Origin of the sequence: Brucella cytisi (assembly GCF_038433355.1) — a bacterium.
Taxonomy (GTDB): Bacteria; Pseudomonadota; Alphaproteobacteria; order Rhizobiales; family Rhizobiaceae; genus Brucella; species Brucella cytisi.
Genome location: NZ_JBCAUP010000017.1, coordinates 15608 through 32747 on the forward strand (window position 1 = coordinate 15608; position 17140 = coordinate 32747).

Consider the following 17140-nt stretch of genomic DNA (forward strand, 5'->3'; position numbering starts at 1 on the left):
CCTTAGACTAGCTCCGTGGATGGCTTGTGCTATTGCGTTAGGCGCGATCACTTACACGGTATCGAATTGGGATGAGTGGATCAGCGGTAGGCGAACACAATGGACCCAGAATGCCTTCGTCAAATCCGAGCCTGCGGTATTGAGCGCACGCGTCGGCGGCTATGTCAGGAGCCTCCCCGTTGCGGATTACCAGATGGTCAAAGCTGGTCAAATCATCGCGGAAATCGAGAGTGATGATTATGTCGTGCGCGTTCAAGCGGCGGAAGCATCACTCGCAAAAGCGCAAGCCGTGCTCGACAATCTTGGCAATGAGGAGGCCCAACAGCGCGCCGCGATCGAGCAGGCCGTGGCGTCGCTTCATGCTTCGGAAGCCCGCCTAACACAATCCCAGCAGGATTTCGACCGCAAGAGCCGGCTCGTGACCAATGGCACTGTCTCGGGAAAGTCTTTCGATGACGCGAAGGCGGAACTGGCTTCGGCAAAAGCCTCCCGCGAGGCGGCAGCGGCGGCCCTGACTTTCTCGCGAAGACAATTGGATACGCTGGCAGGGCAACGCGCTGAGCGCAGGGCAGATCTCGATGCCGCCACAGCCGCCCTTGCGTCGGCAAAGCTCGAATTCGGTTACACCCGGATCATCGCACCTTTTGACGGTGTGCTTGGCCGGCGTAGCGTCCAGATCGGCAGCCTTGTGGGGTCAGGAACGCAAATCGTCGCGATCGTACCTCTCACCCGGCCTTATGTGATTGCAAACTACAAGGAAACGCAGCTCAAGAACGTCCGGGCCGGACAACCGGTGGAAGTCGCAATCGATGCCCTTCCCGGATATCGCTTCCAGGGACGCGTCGAGCAGATTGCCCCGATGAGCGGGAACGAGTCGTCACTAATCCCGACAGACAACGCAACGGGCAACTTCACCAAGGTCGTTCAACGTATCCCGGTGCGCATCGAACTTGAGCCGGGGCAGGCAGACCTTGATCTCTTGAGGCCAGGCATGTCCGCCGAGGCGCGGATCGATACGCTCGGGGCGAAGGTGGCCGCCTATACCCGTGAAATTCGAACCGTGACAAAAGAGACCTACGCCGATGCAGTTCGATAAGGTCCCTTCAATCTCACATCTCTGGCGCGGTGCCCAAGCGCCAAATCCTGCACTGACAGTGGCGGTCGTTTTCATGGGCGCGTTTCTCACCACATTGCAGGGCCGGCTATTTTCCATGTCTCTCGCAGACCTGAGGGGAGCGTTCGGTCTCGACGTCATTGAAGGGGCGTGGCTGAGTACGGCGATGAACGCGGCGCAATTTTTGACCATGCCTGTCACCGTCTGGCTGTCGCTGATTTTCGGGCCAGCCCGCGTCATCATCGTATCGAGCGTGACGATCGCACTGGCCACCCTGACGATACCCTTCGTGCGCGACTACGAATTACTCCTCCTTCTGCATGTCGTTGTAGGATTGTGCCTGGGGACCTATCTCCCGTTGACGATTTCGCTGGCGCTGCGCAGCCTGAAACCTCACTTCTGGCTTCTGGCGATGGCGGTCTACAGCCTCCGGGCTTCGTTCGGCACCGACGCCGGTGTTGGACTGTCCGGAATCTATGTCGATGTCATCGATTGGCGGTGGGTCTACTGGACTGCCTCACTCGCCGGGCCTCTCATCGCATTTTCGGCCTGGAAAGCGCTTCCCCTGACGCCGATTGATCACGACAGGCTGCGGAACAGCGACTGGGGCGGTATGGCGATGTTTTCCTTAAGCCTAACCATGTTGTTTGCAGGATTTTCTCTCGGCGAAACCCTGGGATGGCTCGATTCCGGCGTGGTGGCGGTCGGCCTAGCCGGTGGCGCGGTTCTGCTGGTGATGTCCATTGTGAATATCGTTCTGAACAAGAACGCGTTCGTCGATTTCAGCGCGCTTGGAAACCACAACGTCCGCACCACGCTCCTAATTGCCTGTCTTTATGGGGTACTGATGGCGCCGACCTCGGTTCTGATCCCGAATTTCCTTGCCGCGATCGGAAAGCTGAAGCCGCTCCAGACCGGATCGGCCGCCATCATCGTCTTCAGCACTTATTTCGCGATGACGCCGGTCGCTGTGTGGCTCGCACGGCGTGTGGACGCACGTCTGCTGCTGATCGCAGGCTTGAGCATTATTGTCTTCACTTCAGCCTGGTGCGGCTCCAGCATCAACAACGAATGGCGGGCCGACCAATATCTCCCAGCCCTCATTCTCTTCGCCATCGGGGAGTGCCTGACGCTTATGGGCATTATCCCGACTATCGTCGTCAACATGAATCCGGCGCACGCGGCGGCCATCGGGGTCTATGCTCCTCTCGCGCGCATCTTCGCACCGGGCGTAGCGAGCGGCGTCATAGCGCTCGTGCTGCGGCTTTCGTCGGATACCCACAGCGTCATGCTGAAGGCTAGCGTGGAGGCTGGACAGCCTGCTGTTGTCCAGCGTGCCGCCAGCGGTGCGTCAGGCATCGCTTCCCTCATTGCACGTGAGGCGGCTGTGCTATCCTATGTGGATGGATTCTACTTCGTCTTCTGGGTAGGGATCGTCGCGTTACTCCTTGCCGCCACCCTGCAACGGGCGCTAGTTAACCCTTTGATACCACCGAGATCCGCCTGATGCGTGGCCGTTTCTCTCTCCCAACCACGGCCGTTTTGTAGCAGCCAGACTTCATGGAACGTGCTATGCGCGAAACTCGGAAATAGAGACGAAGGCGGCGTTTGGACGAAAAAGTTAGCATATCATCGATGAGCAATCCGGTTCTTCCTCCTCATGATTATCCCGATACCACCGTGAGTCCCATCGTCGGTCTTAAGGTCGAAGTCCACCGATGAAATGTCGATAGGCGATCTGTACGTCGAGCCAAACGAGAGGCGGGTATCTGCAGGGGCCTCGGGAGAGTGTTACAGGGTTTGAGTGCACATGGAAGCCAACCTGGAAAAGGTGCCTGATAGCGACGGTGAACGCGCCGAGTGGGGGTTATTCATTCGCATCGCACCGTATCCTGCAGATCGGCGTTATTCTTTGCACTAAGCACCTGCCGAAAAGATGGCCGGGGTCGAGAAGCCCGGCGGACTCAGCCATTCCTGAACTCAGCAAATTGGATCCACGACTTCCGGAAAATACGATGCCTTCGCGTAATTCTAATGAAGCCGATCTGGACCGACTGATAATCCCGCGGCCAAAACTGCTTTGATGAATGACTCTCGTGCCGTATTTGGTAATCCTTCCAGGTCGGCGACACAGGCCTGAAGCGCTTGCTGATACTCTTCACCCAGCGCATTCTCCGGCCAGGATTCCAACAGGAGTTCAGCCGCTGCAGGACTGTCTTGAATGGTGAGATAATTCCCTCGAAGCTCGACATTAACAGGTGCATTCCAAGGCATAACTGGCTCCTCTTGCGACCTTTTCTCTAAGCTGGCGACCAGATGCATACTTGTTCTGCAATGGTCACTACATTGCTGCAAACCGAACCCGATAGAGGCGAGTTTTTTCAATTCGTAAGACGAAAATGCTGGACGTAGACAACCCTCCTTCTACGTCACTGCACAATGCTCCCCATTGGGCGGGTTCGGAGTTTCAATTTCGTAGCCTAACGACGTTACCGTCATCATGGAATTGCAGAACGTATTATTGGGCCGGAGCCGGGGTTCCGGGCGACGGCGTCTCATTGGTCGCCGGAGCGTTCGTTTCTTTTGACATATTTGGATCCGCTACACCATCAGCAAAGAATTTCGAACGATCAAATGCAGGAGCATTGTTCAGCTGATCCTTCGTGGCGCGTAGAACCAACCAGGTATTGCCGTCGCTTCGAGTGGCCAATTTCAACAAATCCGGGCTAACGGCGACATCTTTCTCACCCACACCGAGGAAACCGCCGACACCAATCACTGCGGCCACCACCGCTCCATCCTGACTGATAATAATGTCATTCAGCTTACCTACAGATTGCGCGTCGTTTGCGTCGCTCTCGTAAACAGTCCGTCCAATGAAGCTTGAAGCAAGAACTTCTCCTTGTTTGGCTTCAACAAAACCGACTTTATTGGTATCCGCTCCGGGTGGAGCGCCAAACATATTCTTGGTTGAAACGGGTTGTTCCTCTTGCACGGGAGCATCGGCCCCCTGGGTTGTGGTACCCGGAGCGGCAGTTTGCGCAAAAGCCGGAGGGCATAACAAAAGCGCGCAAAATGAAGAAAGAACAGCTGTCCTGAACATTGTTATTCTCCTTCTTTGTTTATAATTGAGATATCAAACCCGTGGGCTCCAGGTTTGTTCCCTTTATCAGCTATTCTGACGAAGCCACAATTGGATGCTGATCAAGTTCAGCGGCACGGTTCCATCTCAAAGGGTCGCAGGGCGGGACGGGAGGTCGGCTATTTGGTGCAACGCTGGTTGCGAGATTTGACCAAGCGTGGTGAGAAAAGAAGGAGATGGAACGCAAGAGGAAGAAGCCTGGGACGGGAGTAGACTTCCTCTCAGTCCTCCACAGCGGCGTCTCTTACAACTTTCATCAACCGAACAGGACCTTTCACTGTGCCATCGGTTCCGGTGACGCCGATCTCGGACGATGTGCAAAATAGGCGGCAAGCGCTGCGATCTCGTCGTCAGTCAGCCTTTTTGCCGCATTGCGCATCAGATGTTCGAAGCGGGTGCCGCCGCGTACTCCTGCACGAAAAAGTTTGAGTTGTCCTGTCAGATACTCCGCAGACTGACTGGACAGCGCTGGGAAAACCTGATTGCGGTCGCGTCGTCCATGGCAACCGAGACAAGCTGGAATATCGCGGTCCCGGTCGCCATGATTTGCAATCCGTTCGCCGTGTTTGACCAACTCTGGATCCCGCGTACCGGACGAACGCTGGATGGGTTGGGTGGAATAATACTGCGCGAGTTGCTCGAAAAATTCGGGATTAACGGCAGTCGCAGCAGTTTCCATGATTCCGCTCGGGCGGAGCTTTGCGGCGTAAGCGCGCAGGCTTTCAACCAAATATACCTTGTTCTGGCCCGAAAGTATGGGCGTCATCAAGCTTCGCCCAGCACCGTCCTTACCGTGGCAGCGAACGCAATCTGACAGCACCTGCTGGAAATTCGCGGATTGTCCGACTGCGGGGCTGAGTTCGCCATAAGCAAGATCGCGCCAGCGTTTCTCGTCCAAAGCAGGCAATTCTCGCAGAAACGCTACCATTGCCCAGACCTCATCGTCTCGTTTTTGCGTCGGCCAGGCTGGCATGCCGGTGAACTTTACACCATGCTTGACGATCCGGAACAGTTGGGCGTCTGTCCAATTACCTGATCTTGTGGCGAGGTCGGGTGGTTGAGGTAGCATGAAGTTAACAACAGACGGCCTTGGTTCTCCTGGAGCGCCGTGGCAAATGGCGCAGCCGCGTGCGAAATGACCGGCAGCGGATTGTATAGAATTGCGTGGCAGGTTTTCGGGGACGTCAACGTTCAGCGCATAGGTGCGCACGGAAGATCGCATAGCGAAGTGCAGAAACCAGTCGGTGACTTTCCAGTGACCACTCGAAGCGGAGACGTCGAAGAATCCAATCGAGGCACCTAACACCCCCACAAATGGCAGAACTCCGAGGGCTGCTGCAAAGTGTTTCCAATTGACATTCATGGGATTACCCTCTTTCCCTGTCGCTCACCGGACAGAAGCCTGGAGAGTAGAAAAACGCCGCCTGCGAGGTAGACGACAGCACCGGCAAGCAGCATGATAACACCGCCCAGTGCCTGATCCTGACTGGCATCGAGCACAAGACCGAAGCACGTGACTTCCCCAACATTGAAAAGCGGATAACTTGCAAGTGAGAGCAGGGCGCCCAGGAGAGTCATGTGGACAGATGTGAGAAGCAATGCAAGTGCTCCAGAAGCGCTTGGCTCTTTGCTTTGATCTGCTGAGGCGAGCGCAGTAAGCCAAAGGAACAAACCAGCTGCGAGAAACATGCTCTGTTCCAGAATGGTTGCGAACGCGGAAGTCGTGGCCCACAACCTCGCGGCTGGCAGGTGCCAACCCCAAACTACGAAAAGTTCAGACAACGAGGCGATCAGAACAAGGAAGGGTTTTACGGCGATCCGCGCGGATAAACCGATTGAAATGAGGGGGGCTGCTATAGCGACGACCCCCATATGCGCAAACATGTGCGCAGCAAAAGACTCTTGCCAGGTGGAAAGAAATGGTCCTGTCCAGAGTAGGGCGAGCGCAAGTAGGCCCGCTATGAAAGATATTTTCTTCAAGAAACGCACCCTTCAATGAAAATTGCAGGAAGAGCGACGTAGAGCACAGCAATGAAGCTCAATCCTGAAAGCAACAGCGTGGCGAATCCTTGGAAAAGCCTGCGGTCTTGAGCGGTGGAGGCATCGTGTGGAGGATATTGCGTGCCAAAACCCCATTGCCGCCACGCCAGCCAGGCTGATATCAAGATGAGGACAAGTGCCGCAAATGTGGCTACCCCGATGCCAGCCTGAACTATTGCAAAATCCACGCCTCCACGTTTCGCGCACCACAACGCCGATATCAGGTAACAAAAGAGGAAATGGAAAGCCCAAACCATCGGTCCGGTGAAAAGAGTCCATAGTGTTTCGGGTCTTGCCGGAATGATGCTCATCGCAGCCTCACATCGCTTCCGGGAAAAGGCCGATGACGGCGAAAGTAACGAGAGCCGTGATCGTCATGAAGTGCCAATAAAGCACAATATTTTGTAGTTCCATGTCGTATTTGGCGGTGAGGCGACCGGCGAAACTGAGTGCCAGGCAAAAGAGGTGCATGATGATGCCGATGGCAGCGTGAGCCAACGCCCAGGCCACAAGTATCCATACTATCGCGGGATAGACATGCTCTTGCGGTTGCATCGCGTGTCGCCATGGTCCGGCGACCGCTGACAACGAGGCTCCGATTGTCAGAAGGCTCCCGGTAAGCAGTGCTATGCGCAACCCAATTAAGCGACTACGTGCATTCAGCGCGCGTGCGGCGAGCGTTGCCACCCACGCTGCAATGAATAGTGCGAGAGCCATCATGGGCCATTCCCATCCGGGGCCCATATGTGTAGCAGTAAAATCGGGATGAACAGTCCAATAGAAAAAGTAGCCGAAAACAAGACTGGCGAAAGCCGTAGCATCTCCAGTCATGGTAATGAACATTGCCCACCAACTGACTGAGGTTGGGCCAGATGAATAAAAAGGCAACCAAAGTCCCAGCCCGACGTCCTTGCCAGGTTTCTCGGGGACTTCACCGGTGCCACTCCATAGCCACCAAATGATTGCAGCGAGAGCGCCAACGCCGAAAAGCAGTGCAATGATCCATTGTTCAAAGGTTAGCGCAACGAACACACCACCGAGAAGCGTAGCTGAGACTATTGGAATGACCGACGGTGTTGCAACGCGCTGGCACTGCAATGGATGCGCGTCGAGAACCGAGGTTATGAGTGTTTCGCGGCGATTTTCCTTTGCTGAGCCAAGATAATATGCACCGGCATTGGTCTTTTCGGCCAGTCCCTTCTGGTCCCATAACGGGTAGCGCACTTCAATGACCGGAATGGAGCGGATGCCCCAATTCTCTTCAGGTTCGTTGATCCATTCAAGTGTACCAGCGTTCCATGGATTTTGCTCGCTGCGGGGCTGTCTTTGCTTAGGTCTTACAACATCAATCACGACGAGCAGTACGCCGAGGGCAAAGACAAAGGCACCAATGGTAGATACGAGATTCAGCCAGTTCCATCCCATCCCGTCGGGATAGGTGAATACCCGGCGTGGCATACCGCGCAGGCCGGTTAAATGCATAGGAAAAAAGGCAATGTTAAACCCGGTAAACATCAGCCAGAATGCAATGCGACCAAGCCTCATTGATAGCATTCGTGCATTGATCAGAGGATAGTAGTAATAAATCCCGGCGACGAGCGGGAAGAGCATGCCTCCGATCAGGACGTAATGCAAATGAGCTACAATGAAATAGCTGTCATGCGCCTGCCAATCGAAAGGAACGAGTGCTACCATCACGCCCGTTAAGCCGCCTACAACGAAGATGGCAATCCCACCGGTGCCAAACAACATTGGCACTGAGAAAATGACACGGCCTGCCAGCATGGTAGCAAGAAAGACGAAAATCTGGACGCCGGTTGGAATGGCAACTGCTTCGGATGCGGCTGAGAAAAAGGCCAACGATATTTGCGGCAGGCCCGTCGTAAACATATGGTGGACCCACAGTCCAAAGGACAGGAAGCCAGTTCCACCAGCAGCGAGCACAATCCAGGAGTATCCAACAATTGGCCGCTGCGAAAAAGTCGGCACGATCATCGCCATAAGCGCGATCGCCGGCAGGAAAATGATGTAAACCTCCGGATGGCCAAATATCCAGAATAAATGTTGCCATAACAGCGGGTCACCGCCACGCGCTGCATCAAAGAACGGCCAATCGAACATGCGCTGCATCTCGAATAACAGGTCGCCTGCGATCAACGGAGGGAATGCGAACAGGATCATTCCGGCTACGATCAGCAGATACCACGCAAACAGTGGCATGAGGTTGATACGCATACCAGGCGCCCGGCACTTCATGATACCGACGATAAGTTCGACTGCAGCCGCAATTGACGCAATCTCGATAAATGAAAGTCCAAGCAGCCAGATGTCGGCTCCAATGCCGGAAAGCGTCTTATCGGTGGCTAGCGGCGGATACATGAACCAACCCGAGGACGGCGCAGCGTTGAAAAAGATCGAGCCGCATACGAAGACACCACCGATGAAGAAACTCCAGAAACCGAAGGCACCTAACCTGGGAAAAGGAAGCTCTCGTGTGCCCAGCATCGGAGGCAGAAGGAAGATTGCCACGGCCTCGAATATTGGCACCGCAAACAGAAACATCATTACCGTGCCATGCAAGGTAAAAGCTTGATTGTAAAAGTCGGCTGATACAAGATCGTTGTCAGGCAGGGCCAGTTGGGCCCGCATGATCAGTGCGAGAACCCCGGCAAAGAGCATGAATGAAAAGGCGGCGCTGCCATACCAGAGGCCGACCTGGGTGTTGTTCACGGATGTCCAGTACCGCCAGCCACGCGGCGGTTCCCAGACACGGCGAAGCTGCTCCTCGTCTGATTGTTCATGAGGAGCTGACATTGATTTCGCCTGACCTGGAGTAACAACGGACATCATTAATCGAGCCCCTTTAGCCAGGTTGCAATTCGGTCTATGTCGTGTGCAGGAAGCATCGAGAAGCTCGGCATGTGGGAGCCGGGCTTGAACGATTGCGGATGGCTAATGAAGCGTCGCAATGCGTGCTCGGAGTTTGGGAGAATTCCGGCGCCGATCGTGGCTCGGGATCCGACATGGGAGAGGTCCGGACCAACATTTCCCGATGCCGCGGTGCCCGCAACACGGTGACATGCCCCGCAGCCATGCTGCAGAAACAGAGCACCCTCTGTCGATTCCGCGTTGGGAGACGGTCTGGCCTGTTTTGCAAGCCACTGCCTAAAGTCATGTGGTTCCATTACAATTGTAGTGAACGCCATCAAGGCGTGCGAGGTACCGCAATACTCCGCACATGCAGCACGATAGGTTCCAGATTTTTGTGCGAGGAACGAAACGCGGTTCTGACGACCTGGGATCATGTCCATCTTGCCTCCCAAAGAAGGTATCCAGAAGGAATGAATGACATCAGTGCTGGTTAGTAGGAATTCTACTCGCTCCCCGACAGGTAGTCTGATCTCGTTCGCCGAAAGTACAGTCTGGTTACCGTCCGGGGGGAGGTACTTGATTCGCCACCAGAACTGTTCTCCCGTGACCTCGATCCTGAGAGAGGTGTCGGCGGCTTTTTGGAGAGGCCGGAGGCCCGGCATGAGCCAGAGTGTATAAGAAAGCAAAAAAAACAAGAGCATCGCAGGAACTGCAGCACCACACCAGAAAATAAGTTTTCCGGCGGTGCGTTCGCCAAATGTCCGGTTTCCCTTTCGAGAAGCGTAGACGAACAGTCCTGTAACGACGAGCCAGATGACGATACCGGCAATTGCCATGGTCCAGAAGAGTTGACTGATCTGAGCTGCTTCCTCACCAGCTGGAGCAAGTGCAGATTGAACTCCCGAGCAACCAGAAGCGCAAAAGCAAAAGGCGAGCGAAAGCCAGCCCCGCGAACAGCGTATTCGATCTCTTGCCCGAGGAAACACTGGCGAAACCATCCTCCCCATCGCTAGTTCAGACGAAAACACAACGCACCGCAGGCAGTAAAGTTGCGAAAGCAGGCCATGTTATCGCGTCATTTATGAAATGCTGGGCTGGTGCTCACGGATGTTTGCGGGACGGCGCTTCCCACTGTTCAACTGAAGGCAGATGGGCGGAACAATTGTGCCGCCTGTGGGAGTCAGCGGAAAATCGCGACCGGGGACCCGGCAAAGAGGCACGGGCTGGCAGCCGCTGAATTCGAAACTGGACAGCTGTGGCGGTGAGTATTGAACTTGACGATCTACGCGGAACGGAGGCCGCCAGAAGCCTTGCGTTCAAGAGCTGGTATCGTGCAACCCTGCCTGAACAAACTCTATAGTTTGAAAAGGAGGCTGGGTTGGCGGTGAAGTTTGCATCGTCAAGATCAGGCGATAAGCGTAGCGTCTAGCAAGGCGTACAAAAGTACTCCTGTCACTGCCAGGGCAAGTATCGTAAGTCCGAGCCCAAAGAGTGCAATAAGTCCATCTTTCTCAACTAATCCGATTGAAATGACACATATCGCAGAGACTGGCGCCATGTTGCCGAAGGGGATAGGCAAGGCGATCGCGACGCCAAGGCAAAAAACTGGAACAGCGGCAATATAATTTAGGTTGTTCCCGGCGATTGCTTGCATGCGATTTGGACGAACCAAACGCTCAATTCTCCGGACAAGCGGCGACGCGACCCGTTCCATGGAAGAGAGTGCCCTCGCTGACAGTTTACGCTTTCCTAGTAACGACGGAAGCCAAACTGGCTGCAGCCCAAGCAAAAATTGCAAGGATATGATCGAAACCGCAGTACCGAAAATCATGCCAAATGGTCCCGGCAACGGAATAAGTGCGGGCAATGCAAGCAGAATGAGAACAAAACCGAAACTTGATCGCCCCATTAGCTCAAGAGCCTCGAAAACGGTAAGGCCATCTCGTAGGGTCGCCTCTCGCGAAAGGTCAGCCAGAATGGATGAAGTGATGCCATGGCCGGTATTCTCTTGCTGCTCTGAGGATCCCATAGCTATCTTTCCGTTTTTCTGCGGGCATCCAAATCGAGGATTTGCAACATGGCATGACAGTCTGGCACGGCGGTGATGAGTAGCACTGTCCCGTGGGACGCCCCACATCGCTGGATACTCAGTGCCTGCGTGCCCGCCGAATTGTTTTTTCTTGGAGATCAGACAAGCCTGTTCGAGGTGGATCTCCGACAAAAAATGCAAACATCCAGGCAATGTATTTGGAATTCATATTCAGTTACACCAGCTTTACGATTAATGTATGAAATCGGAAATCACGCGAGCTCTGACCGGAGCGGTCCGTAAACTGGAATGGGGACCACAATGAAGGCAATTCTCCTTGCATTTTCTCTTTCCATGATGACTGTAGCTGCACAGGCAGCGCCAGCCGTAACGACCGGTAACGTGAATATGAGAACGGGACCCAGTACCAGTTACCAGACAATCACCACGCTTCCAGCCGGTTCCAGGGTCAACTTGCGTCGCTGTGTATCAAGCTGGTGCCAGGTTCGTGCTCTCGGCACGACCGGATGGGTATCTGCACGCTACGTTAGCCGCTCCGTTAGCGGCGGCCCAACCATCATTATCAGCCCGGTTATTCGGCCACCGCATTACCGGCCTCCTCATTACAAACCGCCGCATCGGCCACGGCCGCCGAGCCATCGTCCTCCAAAATGCAAGATTGCCCCAGGCTTCCCTTGCCCTCGTTAGGGTTACAAAGGAGCGGCTGACTTGTGCCGCCGCCTGATCCTCACTATTCGCGCTGGAAAAACCGGTACCAGATCGAGCATAACAACCAGTTCAAGGCGTCTGTCTTCTATGACACATATTGGGTGGTCCCCCGGAAACCTGCCACCTCCCATGTCAAGGCAGATGTCTTCATAGCGCATCGCATTGAACGCAGCTCCTGCCCAGAACATCAAAGCGGCGATCAGCAGCGATATAGCAATATAGCGAATTTTTGCTTTCATCATTGATCTGGAATTCCAGTGACCGCGTAATGCAAAACGCGGTAGCGAGCCTGGCCGACACTCCTATTGCTGTCGGCGCATCCGCCCAAATGCCTCATTATCGACATCTGGTATGAATGCCGGACCAACCATACGAACACTCTCTATTGGCGCCGGGCGGAACTGCGTGAGTGGAATTTCCGCTACAGCCGTCGCGTCTTCTTCGGGTCTGGTGTTTGGGAGGGGAACCTCTACGTCTTTCAACTGTTTGGGCCGCTTGCGTGCCGCATGGAGCTGCGCGACCTTGGCAACATAGCCGTTCCAATCGCAGCGCTTGAATTCGCCTTCACCGTGATAATCGTAGGCTGTTGGCAAATCGGCATAGGGCTGACCTGTCGTCACTGAAACCATTTCCGGAGCTTCATCGTTTTGATCATTGACGTAAACGGCCATGTCGTTTGTATCGCAGATCAGCTGGCATTGGACAAGCGCAGCATCTGTACCGCCTTTCTGACTGAACTGCGAATTCGGCGTCGGAAAGTAATATCCATCGGACAAGCGAACACAAAACTGCAGGCTTTTCCTTGCCCCGCGTATCTTTTTTTGCTTATCGTCTGCAGACAGTCCTGTTCGCGCAAGACCGGCCGGAGAGGAGGCGTTCGTTGCCTTTAGTCGTTTTATCCCCGAAGCCGCGGCTCTGCTTTCAGCCCTGCATTCGCGATCAATTGCAGAAACGGCGCTCAGTTCCTGTTGTACTTCACTGATCTTCATTCCGACCTCGCGGCAGGCATTGAACAGTCCTCCACCTGATTCACCAGGTTTGCAACCACGTCCGCGCTGGATAGCCCGAAGCGCCGAAAGCTGTCGTTGCAGCATTTTAACCGCCGGATCTGTCGCCGACTGACGCGATCTGCAAGACGATGCGAGCGCGCTGAGATCGGGGAAAGACGAAATCGCCAATACGAAGATGACGAAGAGAGTGAACTTGCCCATGAAACCATCTCCGTTTGCCGGACGATCTATCCAGCGAGACGAATTTGCTTGATGTCGCCTTGCGGAAAAATATTCCCGTTGGTGGATCGAAAAACAGGATCAGGCTCAAGACCGTCCAGCAGGGCAGTCAGTGCCAGTTTCAGATAAAGAGGTGCGTCGGGACGTTCGATTGATTTAAGGGCGGCACGGGAAAGCCCCAGTGCGTGAGCCAACTCATATTCGGATTTGCCAACCCGGGCACAAACCTTGGCCAGTCGAAGGTTCACTTTTCTACCGCGTTTGCCCATTTGTTATGTTCCTCCTCTTTTTCCCTGACTAGAAATTTAGCGGGCGTCTGCATTGCCTTGCGGGCTGTTTTGTCAGCACTCGTTGCAGAACGAGGCCAGCCACAATCTGGACCAGTCCGCCTGAAACTGCGCCATCGACAAACGGACCGATTATGCCTGCTATATCCAGGTTTTCAGCAATAGCCGTTTTACCGAGAACAACGCCGATGAGTTGCCCGCCTGCCACGCCTCCGAAGGCGCCAGCAATTGCGTTCCAGATAGTCCCACTATCGGAGGGATGGAATATTTTCCCGGATATTGATCCGCCGGCAATGCCACCAATTAATTGCAGAACGATTGTTTGCACCTGAGCACTCCGTCCCATCCAGTCATAAATGCCAATGAGAATATACATCGGACCCATCCCAGTTACCCAAGCCGCGATGTACGTGCGTCAATGTTATAAAACTATATAGAATTAGTTCTTGCAAGAAAATTCTTTATGAAGTTACTAGAGTTTGTATAAAACAATGAAGTGAATAGCGATATATTGCGATTTCATGTACTAAAAATCTTTAATTTCTAAAAAGTAATTAGTATATATATTGTGTTTCAAGATGGGACTGCTTAATATTAATTGGACTTATGAGAAGCATATATACTAAAATATTGGAAAGAATTCCAATTGTCATCAATCTTCAATGGCAATTGGAAGCTTCAAATATACATGGTCGTACTTCAACGTTGTGCACTGGCTCATCGTTAGATTTCACCATCTAATCAAAGATTTCAATAAACTGGCAAAATACTTTATGGCTTTCCCGAATTAGAAACGATAAATGAATCAACGATACAGTGCCTCGACAGCTATGAATTCTCGCTTTCGGAAGCTCATCACACAAACGTGATCTTTTGATATTGTTTGGCTTAGGTCTTTTTTACATGTGAGATCTGATATGCATATTTGGTTGTTATCGCAATCAAGGAAACGGCGGCCCGTAGGCCGCCATTTCGCATCACCATTTGACATTGAGACCGATATTTCCTTCCCAGATGCGGGTTTTTTCGCCGCCGAGATCGGTCGTGTAATCGGCAGTGGCAAAAAGGCTTGCCTTTTCGGTCACATCAAGTGTCAGGCCACCGCCGATCTCCAATGAGGTTCCCTTGAGATCGGTGACGATGGGAACGGTACCGAAACTGACGGTCTGGTCGGAAGAGAAGTTCTGCCAGATATTGGCTTTAAGATAGGGGCGCAATTTGCCCATGGAAGTATCTTCTGTGCCCTGCAATCGCAGTCCGATGCGGCCGGTCCACGCATTGTCTGAATCGAATGAAACCGTCGAGAAACGGTCAGCCTGATCGTCAAGCGACAGGCTTTGCCAGATGAGCTGCGCCTGTGGCTCCAGCGTCCAGCTCTCGCTGAGCGCAACCGGATAGCCGCCTTCAAGAGAGGCGGTCACACCGTGGCCATCCACATCGATACCCTGGTTCTGGTTGGACGTTGCGTTGCCGCCAAACCATGTGCCCATGAGCACAGCGTCGAGATACCAGCCCTGCGGGCCGATATGCGTCCAGTATCCACCGAAGCTGGTACCCGTGACTTCCAGATCACCAACGGCAAGATTATTCCAGCCGAGCGCCTGTCCTGTGAGATCGCCGGTCACGCGCGCGTAGCCGAAGAACAGGCCAAAGCGGTCGGAATGTCCGCTTTCGGATTCGCGACCGTAAAGATCCTGACCCGCCTGGATACCGTAAAGCTGGCCATCAAGGCCCGGAGCAACGGTTCCTTTCCAGCGCATATCGACGTCTTGTCCAAACACGCGCGCCCAGCTTGCCGGCAGATAACCGCCACTTTTCAGCAGATCCTGCTCGCCGCGGCGCTCATGAAAGGTGCCGAGCGTCGAAAGTGCAAGATGATGCGCCACAGGGGGCAGGGCCGAGTACACGGGAACTTCTTCGCGATAAAGAGTCACCACATCGCCTTCGACACGCGTGGCGCCGGGTGAAGGCGGCGCAACGCCTGCAACCGGCAAAGGCGGCTGACCTGTCTGGCCCGTCGAGTTGTCTGGCGGATTGGGCGCTTCGGCAGTCGGGGGCGGCGGGGGAGAGGAGGGAGCCGCTGCGTCTTCAGTGACTGGTGCTGAGTTATCTTGCGGGTCCGGATCGTCAGGGTCGACTGGCAGTTCAGCAGGTGGCTCTTCCAGAGCGGGCGGCGGTGGCGTTGTCTCCGGTTCCTCGGTGACTGGCGTTTCTTCGGTAACAGCACCCGGCTCGCTCCCGTTGACAAGTGTCGAGCGAAGATACCAGTTTTCGGTTGTGTTCGCGGAGACACCGCCCTTGAACAGGAAATATTCGTAAGCGCCAGCTGCAACGCGCCCATCGAGCGAAAAGGCCCCTGCTGATGTGGTTGCACCGTTCAACGCCTGCACGACCATAATACCGTCGGATGCGGTCGAGGCGCCGGCACCTCCAACATTATTGATGACGACTCCGGTGTTTCCGGAGGCCGTACCGCCATTGATAACAAGCTTATCTGAAGGAGATGCATCGCCCGCCAGAACGGTGTCCAGAAATACCAGCCCGTTCTGACCAGTGTAATTGCCGGTGATTGTGAAAGTGTCCGTTGTGCTGCTGCCACCATTGGTCAGATCAATCCGCCCGGCGTTAACGACATTGGCAAACTGTCCGGCAGTAAACGGATTGACACCCGACTGCGCCTCACCGCCGTAAATAGTGCTGGTTGCATCGACATTAAGCGTTCCGGTGCCAGTGCCTGCATCGCCAAGCGTCAATGCGGTATCGAAAGTTAATCTGGTATCATTGGTCAGGTTGATGGTTTCCCAGCTGTCGAAACGGCTTACAGCGCCTGTCTTCACATTATTGAAAGTCAGGCTGTCGGCTCCGGCGCCACCACTCACCCGTTTCGTGGCACCGATATTGGCATCGGTGAGATTGGAAAGTGTGGCAACGTCGTTATCACCGCCCAGATCGATATTACCATAAACAATGCCGCCACCGTTCCAGTTGAACTGGTCTTCTCCGAAACTCATCAGTATATCGCCAGCGACTGTACCTCCTGTAATCGTGACGCTGTCGGTGCCGCCACTGACACTGATGTTCCCACCGATCATGCCATTGGAAATGATGATAGTGTCATTGCCGAACCCGGTGACGAGATTGCGGTCGATCGTTCCACCCGACATATTGAAATAGTTGTTGTCGAGCTTCATGTTGACCCGGCCAATACGTCCACCGGTCATGACGGCGTAATCGCCATCATCGAACGCATCGACAATTCTGCCGCCAGACATGAAGAACGTATCCAGCGCATCGCCCTGGTTAAGTGAGCCGATCTCGCCACCCGTCATCTGGAAGTCGTCAATTCCGCTACCCTGCTGGACGTTTCCTGTGATCGTACCTGAATGAATTTCGATCCGGTCGGTCCCTGGTCCAAATACTACGTCGCCATTGATCGTGCCAGTGCCACCAGTGGGCAACACGAGACTGTTGTTGCCGCTCGTGTCGGTCAAACCGCCAGCTGACGTCCCGCTGTCACAGATATATGCATCATCGCCAAGCGTCGGAGAAAAAGAACAGGCCGCCTCTGCTGTTACAGGTTGCAACAGCGCTGAACCAATCGAAGCGAGAGCTGTACTGGATAGAAAGAGCACGATAGACGACAGGTGGGAACGACGTTGCATTGAAACCCCTCAGTTCATGCACAAAGATCCCGTTTAT

Annotated in this window: 16 protein-coding genes; 3 read left to right on the forward strand and 13 right to left on the reverse strand. The window is 54.3% G+C overall.

Translation table 11 applies throughout. The features are described 5' to 3' along the window. Positions 1–19 precede the first annotated feature (19 nt). Both AAE521_RS16685 and AAE521_RS16690 read left to right on the forward strand, forming a co-directional pair. Entirely contained in the window at positions 20–1096 is a 1077-nt protein-coding gene (locus tag AAE521_RS16685) for an HlyD family secretion protein (RefSeq protein WP_342061889.1), read from the forward strand. Continuing rightward, on the forward strand, positions 1083–2621 hold the full coding sequence (locus AAE521_RS16690) for an MFS transporter (RefSeq protein ID WP_342061890.1): 1539 nt from the start codon (positions 1083–1085) through the stop codon (positions 2619–2621). Before AAE521_RS16685 ends, AAE521_RS16690 begins: the two co-directional genes overlap by 14 nt. A 524-nt stretch (positions 2622–3145) precedes the next feature. Here the strand turns inward: AAE521_RS16690 and AAE521_RS16695 are convergent. The 8 genes from AAE521_RS16695 to AAE521_RS16730 all read right to left on the reverse strand — a co-directional run bounded on the left by AAE521_RS16695 (position 3146) and on the right by AAE521_RS16730 (position 11196). Beyond that, the gene (locus AAE521_RS16695) at positions 3146–3388 is read right to left on the reverse strand and encodes a DUF982 domain-containing protein (RefSeq protein WP_071631180.1); all 243 of its coding nucleotides are present in this window, start codon (positions 3386–3388) and stop codon (positions 3146–3148) included. A 244-nt stretch (positions 3389–3632) separates the two neighbouring features. Then, a complete protein-coding gene (locus AAE521_RS16700; RefSeq protein ID WP_342061891.1) occupies positions 3633–4217 on the reverse strand; it encodes a PRC-barrel domain-containing protein in 585 nt (194 codons plus the stop codon). A 313-nt stretch (positions 4218–4530) separates the two neighbouring features. Continuing rightward, positions 4531–5619, reverse strand: a complete 1089-nt coding sequence (locus AAE521_RS16705) for a c-type cytochrome (RefSeq protein ID WP_342061892.1) — start codon at positions 5617–5619, stop codon at positions 4531–4533. Continuing rightward, positions 5616–6140 carry a cytochrome c oxidase assembly protein gene (locus tag AAE521_RS16710; RefSeq protein ID WP_342061965.1) on the reverse strand — a complete coding sequence of 175 codons (525 nt, stop codon included), beginning with the start codon at positions 6138–6140 and terminating at the stop codon, positions 5616–5618. The genes AAE521_RS16705 and AAE521_RS16710 overlap by 4 nt, the downstream gene beginning before the upstream one ends. Positions 6141–6232: 92 nt before the next feature. Further along, positions 6233–6607, reverse strand: coding sequence for a hypothetical protein (locus AAE521_RS16715; protein WP_342061893.1), 375 nt, complete (start codon positions 6605–6607; stop codon positions 6233–6235). A 7-nt stretch (positions 6608–6614) separates the two neighbouring features. Further along, positions 6615–9110, reverse strand: a complete 2496-nt coding sequence (ctaD, locus tag AAE521_RS16720) for a cytochrome c oxidase subunit I (protein ID WP_342061894.1) — start codon at positions 9108–9110, stop codon at positions 6615–6617. A 35-nt stretch (positions 9111–9145) separates the two neighbouring features. Continuing rightward, entirely contained in the window at positions 9146–10174 is a 1029-nt protein-coding gene (gene coxB, locus AAE521_RS16725; protein WP_425286373.1) for a cytochrome c oxidase subunit II, read from the reverse strand. A 398-nt stretch (positions 10175–10572) separates the two neighbouring features. Next, positions 10573–11196 (reverse strand): exopolysaccharide biosynthesis protein, encoded by a 624-nt coding sequence (locus AAE521_RS16730; RefSeq protein ID WP_342061895.1) that lies wholly within the window; start codon positions 11194–11196, stop codon positions 10573–10575. A gap of 408 nt (positions 11197–11604) precedes the next feature. On the opposite strand from AAE521_RS16730, the gene AAE521_RS16735 reads away from it, so the two are divergent. Beyond that, complete coding sequence (locus tag AAE521_RS16735; RefSeq protein ID WP_342061967.1) at positions 11605–11904, forward strand: SH3 domain-containing protein; 300 nt, start codon at positions 11605–11607, stop codon at positions 11902–11904. Between the two features lie 2 nt (positions 11905–11906). Here the strand turns inward: AAE521_RS16735 and AAE521_RS16740 are convergent, their stop codons facing one another. The 5 genes from AAE521_RS16740 to AAE521_RS16760 all read right to left on the reverse strand — a co-directional run bounded on the left by AAE521_RS16740 (position 11907) and on the right by AAE521_RS16760 (position 17103). Then, entirely contained in the window at positions 11907–12167 is a 261-nt protein-coding gene (locus AAE521_RS16740) for a hypothetical protein (protein ID WP_342061973.1), read from the reverse strand. A gap of 60 nt (positions 12168–12227) precedes the next feature. Next, complete coding sequence (locus AAE521_RS16745) at positions 12228–13136, reverse strand: DUF2865 domain-containing protein (protein ID WP_342061896.1); 909 nt, start codon at positions 13134–13136, stop codon at positions 12228–12230. Between the two features lie 26 nt (positions 13137–13162). Beyond that, positions 13163–13423, reverse strand: a complete 261-nt coding sequence (locus AAE521_RS16750) for a hypothetical protein (RefSeq protein WP_342061897.1) — start codon at positions 13421–13423, stop codon at positions 13163–13165. A 28-nt stretch (positions 13424–13451) separates the two neighbouring features. Beyond that, on the reverse strand, positions 13452–13817 hold the full coding sequence (locus AAE521_RS16755) for a hypothetical protein (protein WP_342061898.1): 366 nt from the start codon (positions 13815–13817) through the stop codon (positions 13452–13454). Positions 13818–14418: 601 nt separating this feature from the next. Continuing rightward, positions 14419–17103 (reverse strand): autotransporter family protein, encoded by a 2685-nt coding sequence (locus AAE521_RS16760; protein ID WP_342061899.1) that lies wholly within the window; start codon positions 17101–17103, stop codon positions 14419–14421. Between the last annotated feature and the right edge of the window lie 37 nt (positions 17104–17140).

What these genes read in the sequence shown, in the direction of transcription:
- coxB (WP_425286373.1), bottom strand. Translation starts at nt 10,174, where the DNA reads ATGGGGAGGATGGTTTCGCCAGTGTTTCCTCGGGCAAGAGATCGAATA.
- AAE521_RS16695 (WP_071631180.1), bottom strand. Translation starts at nt 3,388, where the DNA reads ATGCCTTGGAATGCACCTGTTAATGTCGAGCTTCGAGGGAATTATCTC.
- AAE521_RS16750 (WP_342061897.1), bottom strand. Translation starts at nt 13,423, where the DNA reads ATGGGCAAACGCGGTAGAAAAGTGAACCTTCGACTGGCCAAGGTTTGT.
- AAE521_RS16755 (WP_342061898.1), bottom strand. Translation starts at nt 13,817, where the DNA reads ATGTATATTCTCATTGGCATTTATGACTGGATGGGACGGAGTGCTCAG.
- AAE521_RS16745 (WP_342061896.1), bottom strand. Translation starts at nt 13,136, where the DNA reads ATGGGCAAGTTCACTCTCTTCGTCATCTTCGTATTGGCGATTTCGTCT.
- AAE521_RS16685 (WP_342061889.1), top strand. Translation starts at nt 20, where the DNA reads ATGGCTTGTGCTATTGCGTTAGGCGCGATCACTTACACGGTATCGAAT.
- AAE521_RS16760 (WP_342061899.1), bottom strand. Translation starts at nt 17,103, where the DNA reads ATGCAACGTCGTTCCCACCTGTCGTCTATCGTGCTCTTTCTATCCAGT.
- AAE521_RS16710 (WP_342061965.1), bottom strand. Translation starts at nt 6,140, where the DNA reads ATGTTTGCGCATATGGGGGTCGTCGCTATAGCAGCCCCCCTCATTTCA.
- AAE521_RS16730 (WP_342061895.1), bottom strand. Translation starts at nt 11,196, where the DNA reads ATGGGATCCTCAGAGCAGCAAGAGAATACCGGCCATGGCATCACTTCA.
- AAE521_RS16705 (WP_342061892.1), bottom strand. Translation starts at nt 5,619, where the DNA reads ATGAATGTCAATTGGAAACACTTTGCAGCAGCCCTCGGAGTTCTGCCA.
- AAE521_RS16700 (WP_342061891.1), bottom strand. Translation starts at nt 4,217, where the DNA reads ATGTTCAGGACAGCTGTTCTTTCTTCATTTTGCGCGCTTTTGTTATGC.
- AAE521_RS16740 (WP_342061973.1), bottom strand. Translation starts at nt 12,167, where the DNA reads ATGATGAAAGCAAAAATTCGCTATATTGCTATATCGCTGCTGATCGCC.
- AAE521_RS16690 (WP_342061890.1), top strand. Translation starts at nt 1,083, where the DNA reads ATGCAGTTCGATAAGGTCCCTTCAATCTCACATCTCTGGCGCGGTGCC.
- AAE521_RS16735 (WP_342061967.1), top strand. Translation starts at nt 11,605, where the DNA reads ATGAGAACGGGACCCAGTACCAGTTACCAGACAATCACCACGCTTCCA.
- ctaD (WP_342061894.1), bottom strand. Translation starts at nt 9,110, where the DNA reads ATGTCAGCTCCTCATGAACAATCAGACGAGGAGCAGCTTCGCCGTGTC.
- AAE521_RS16715 (WP_342061893.1), bottom strand. Translation starts at nt 6,607, where the DNA reads ATGAGCATCATTCCGGCAAGACCCGAAACACTATGGACTCTTTTCACC.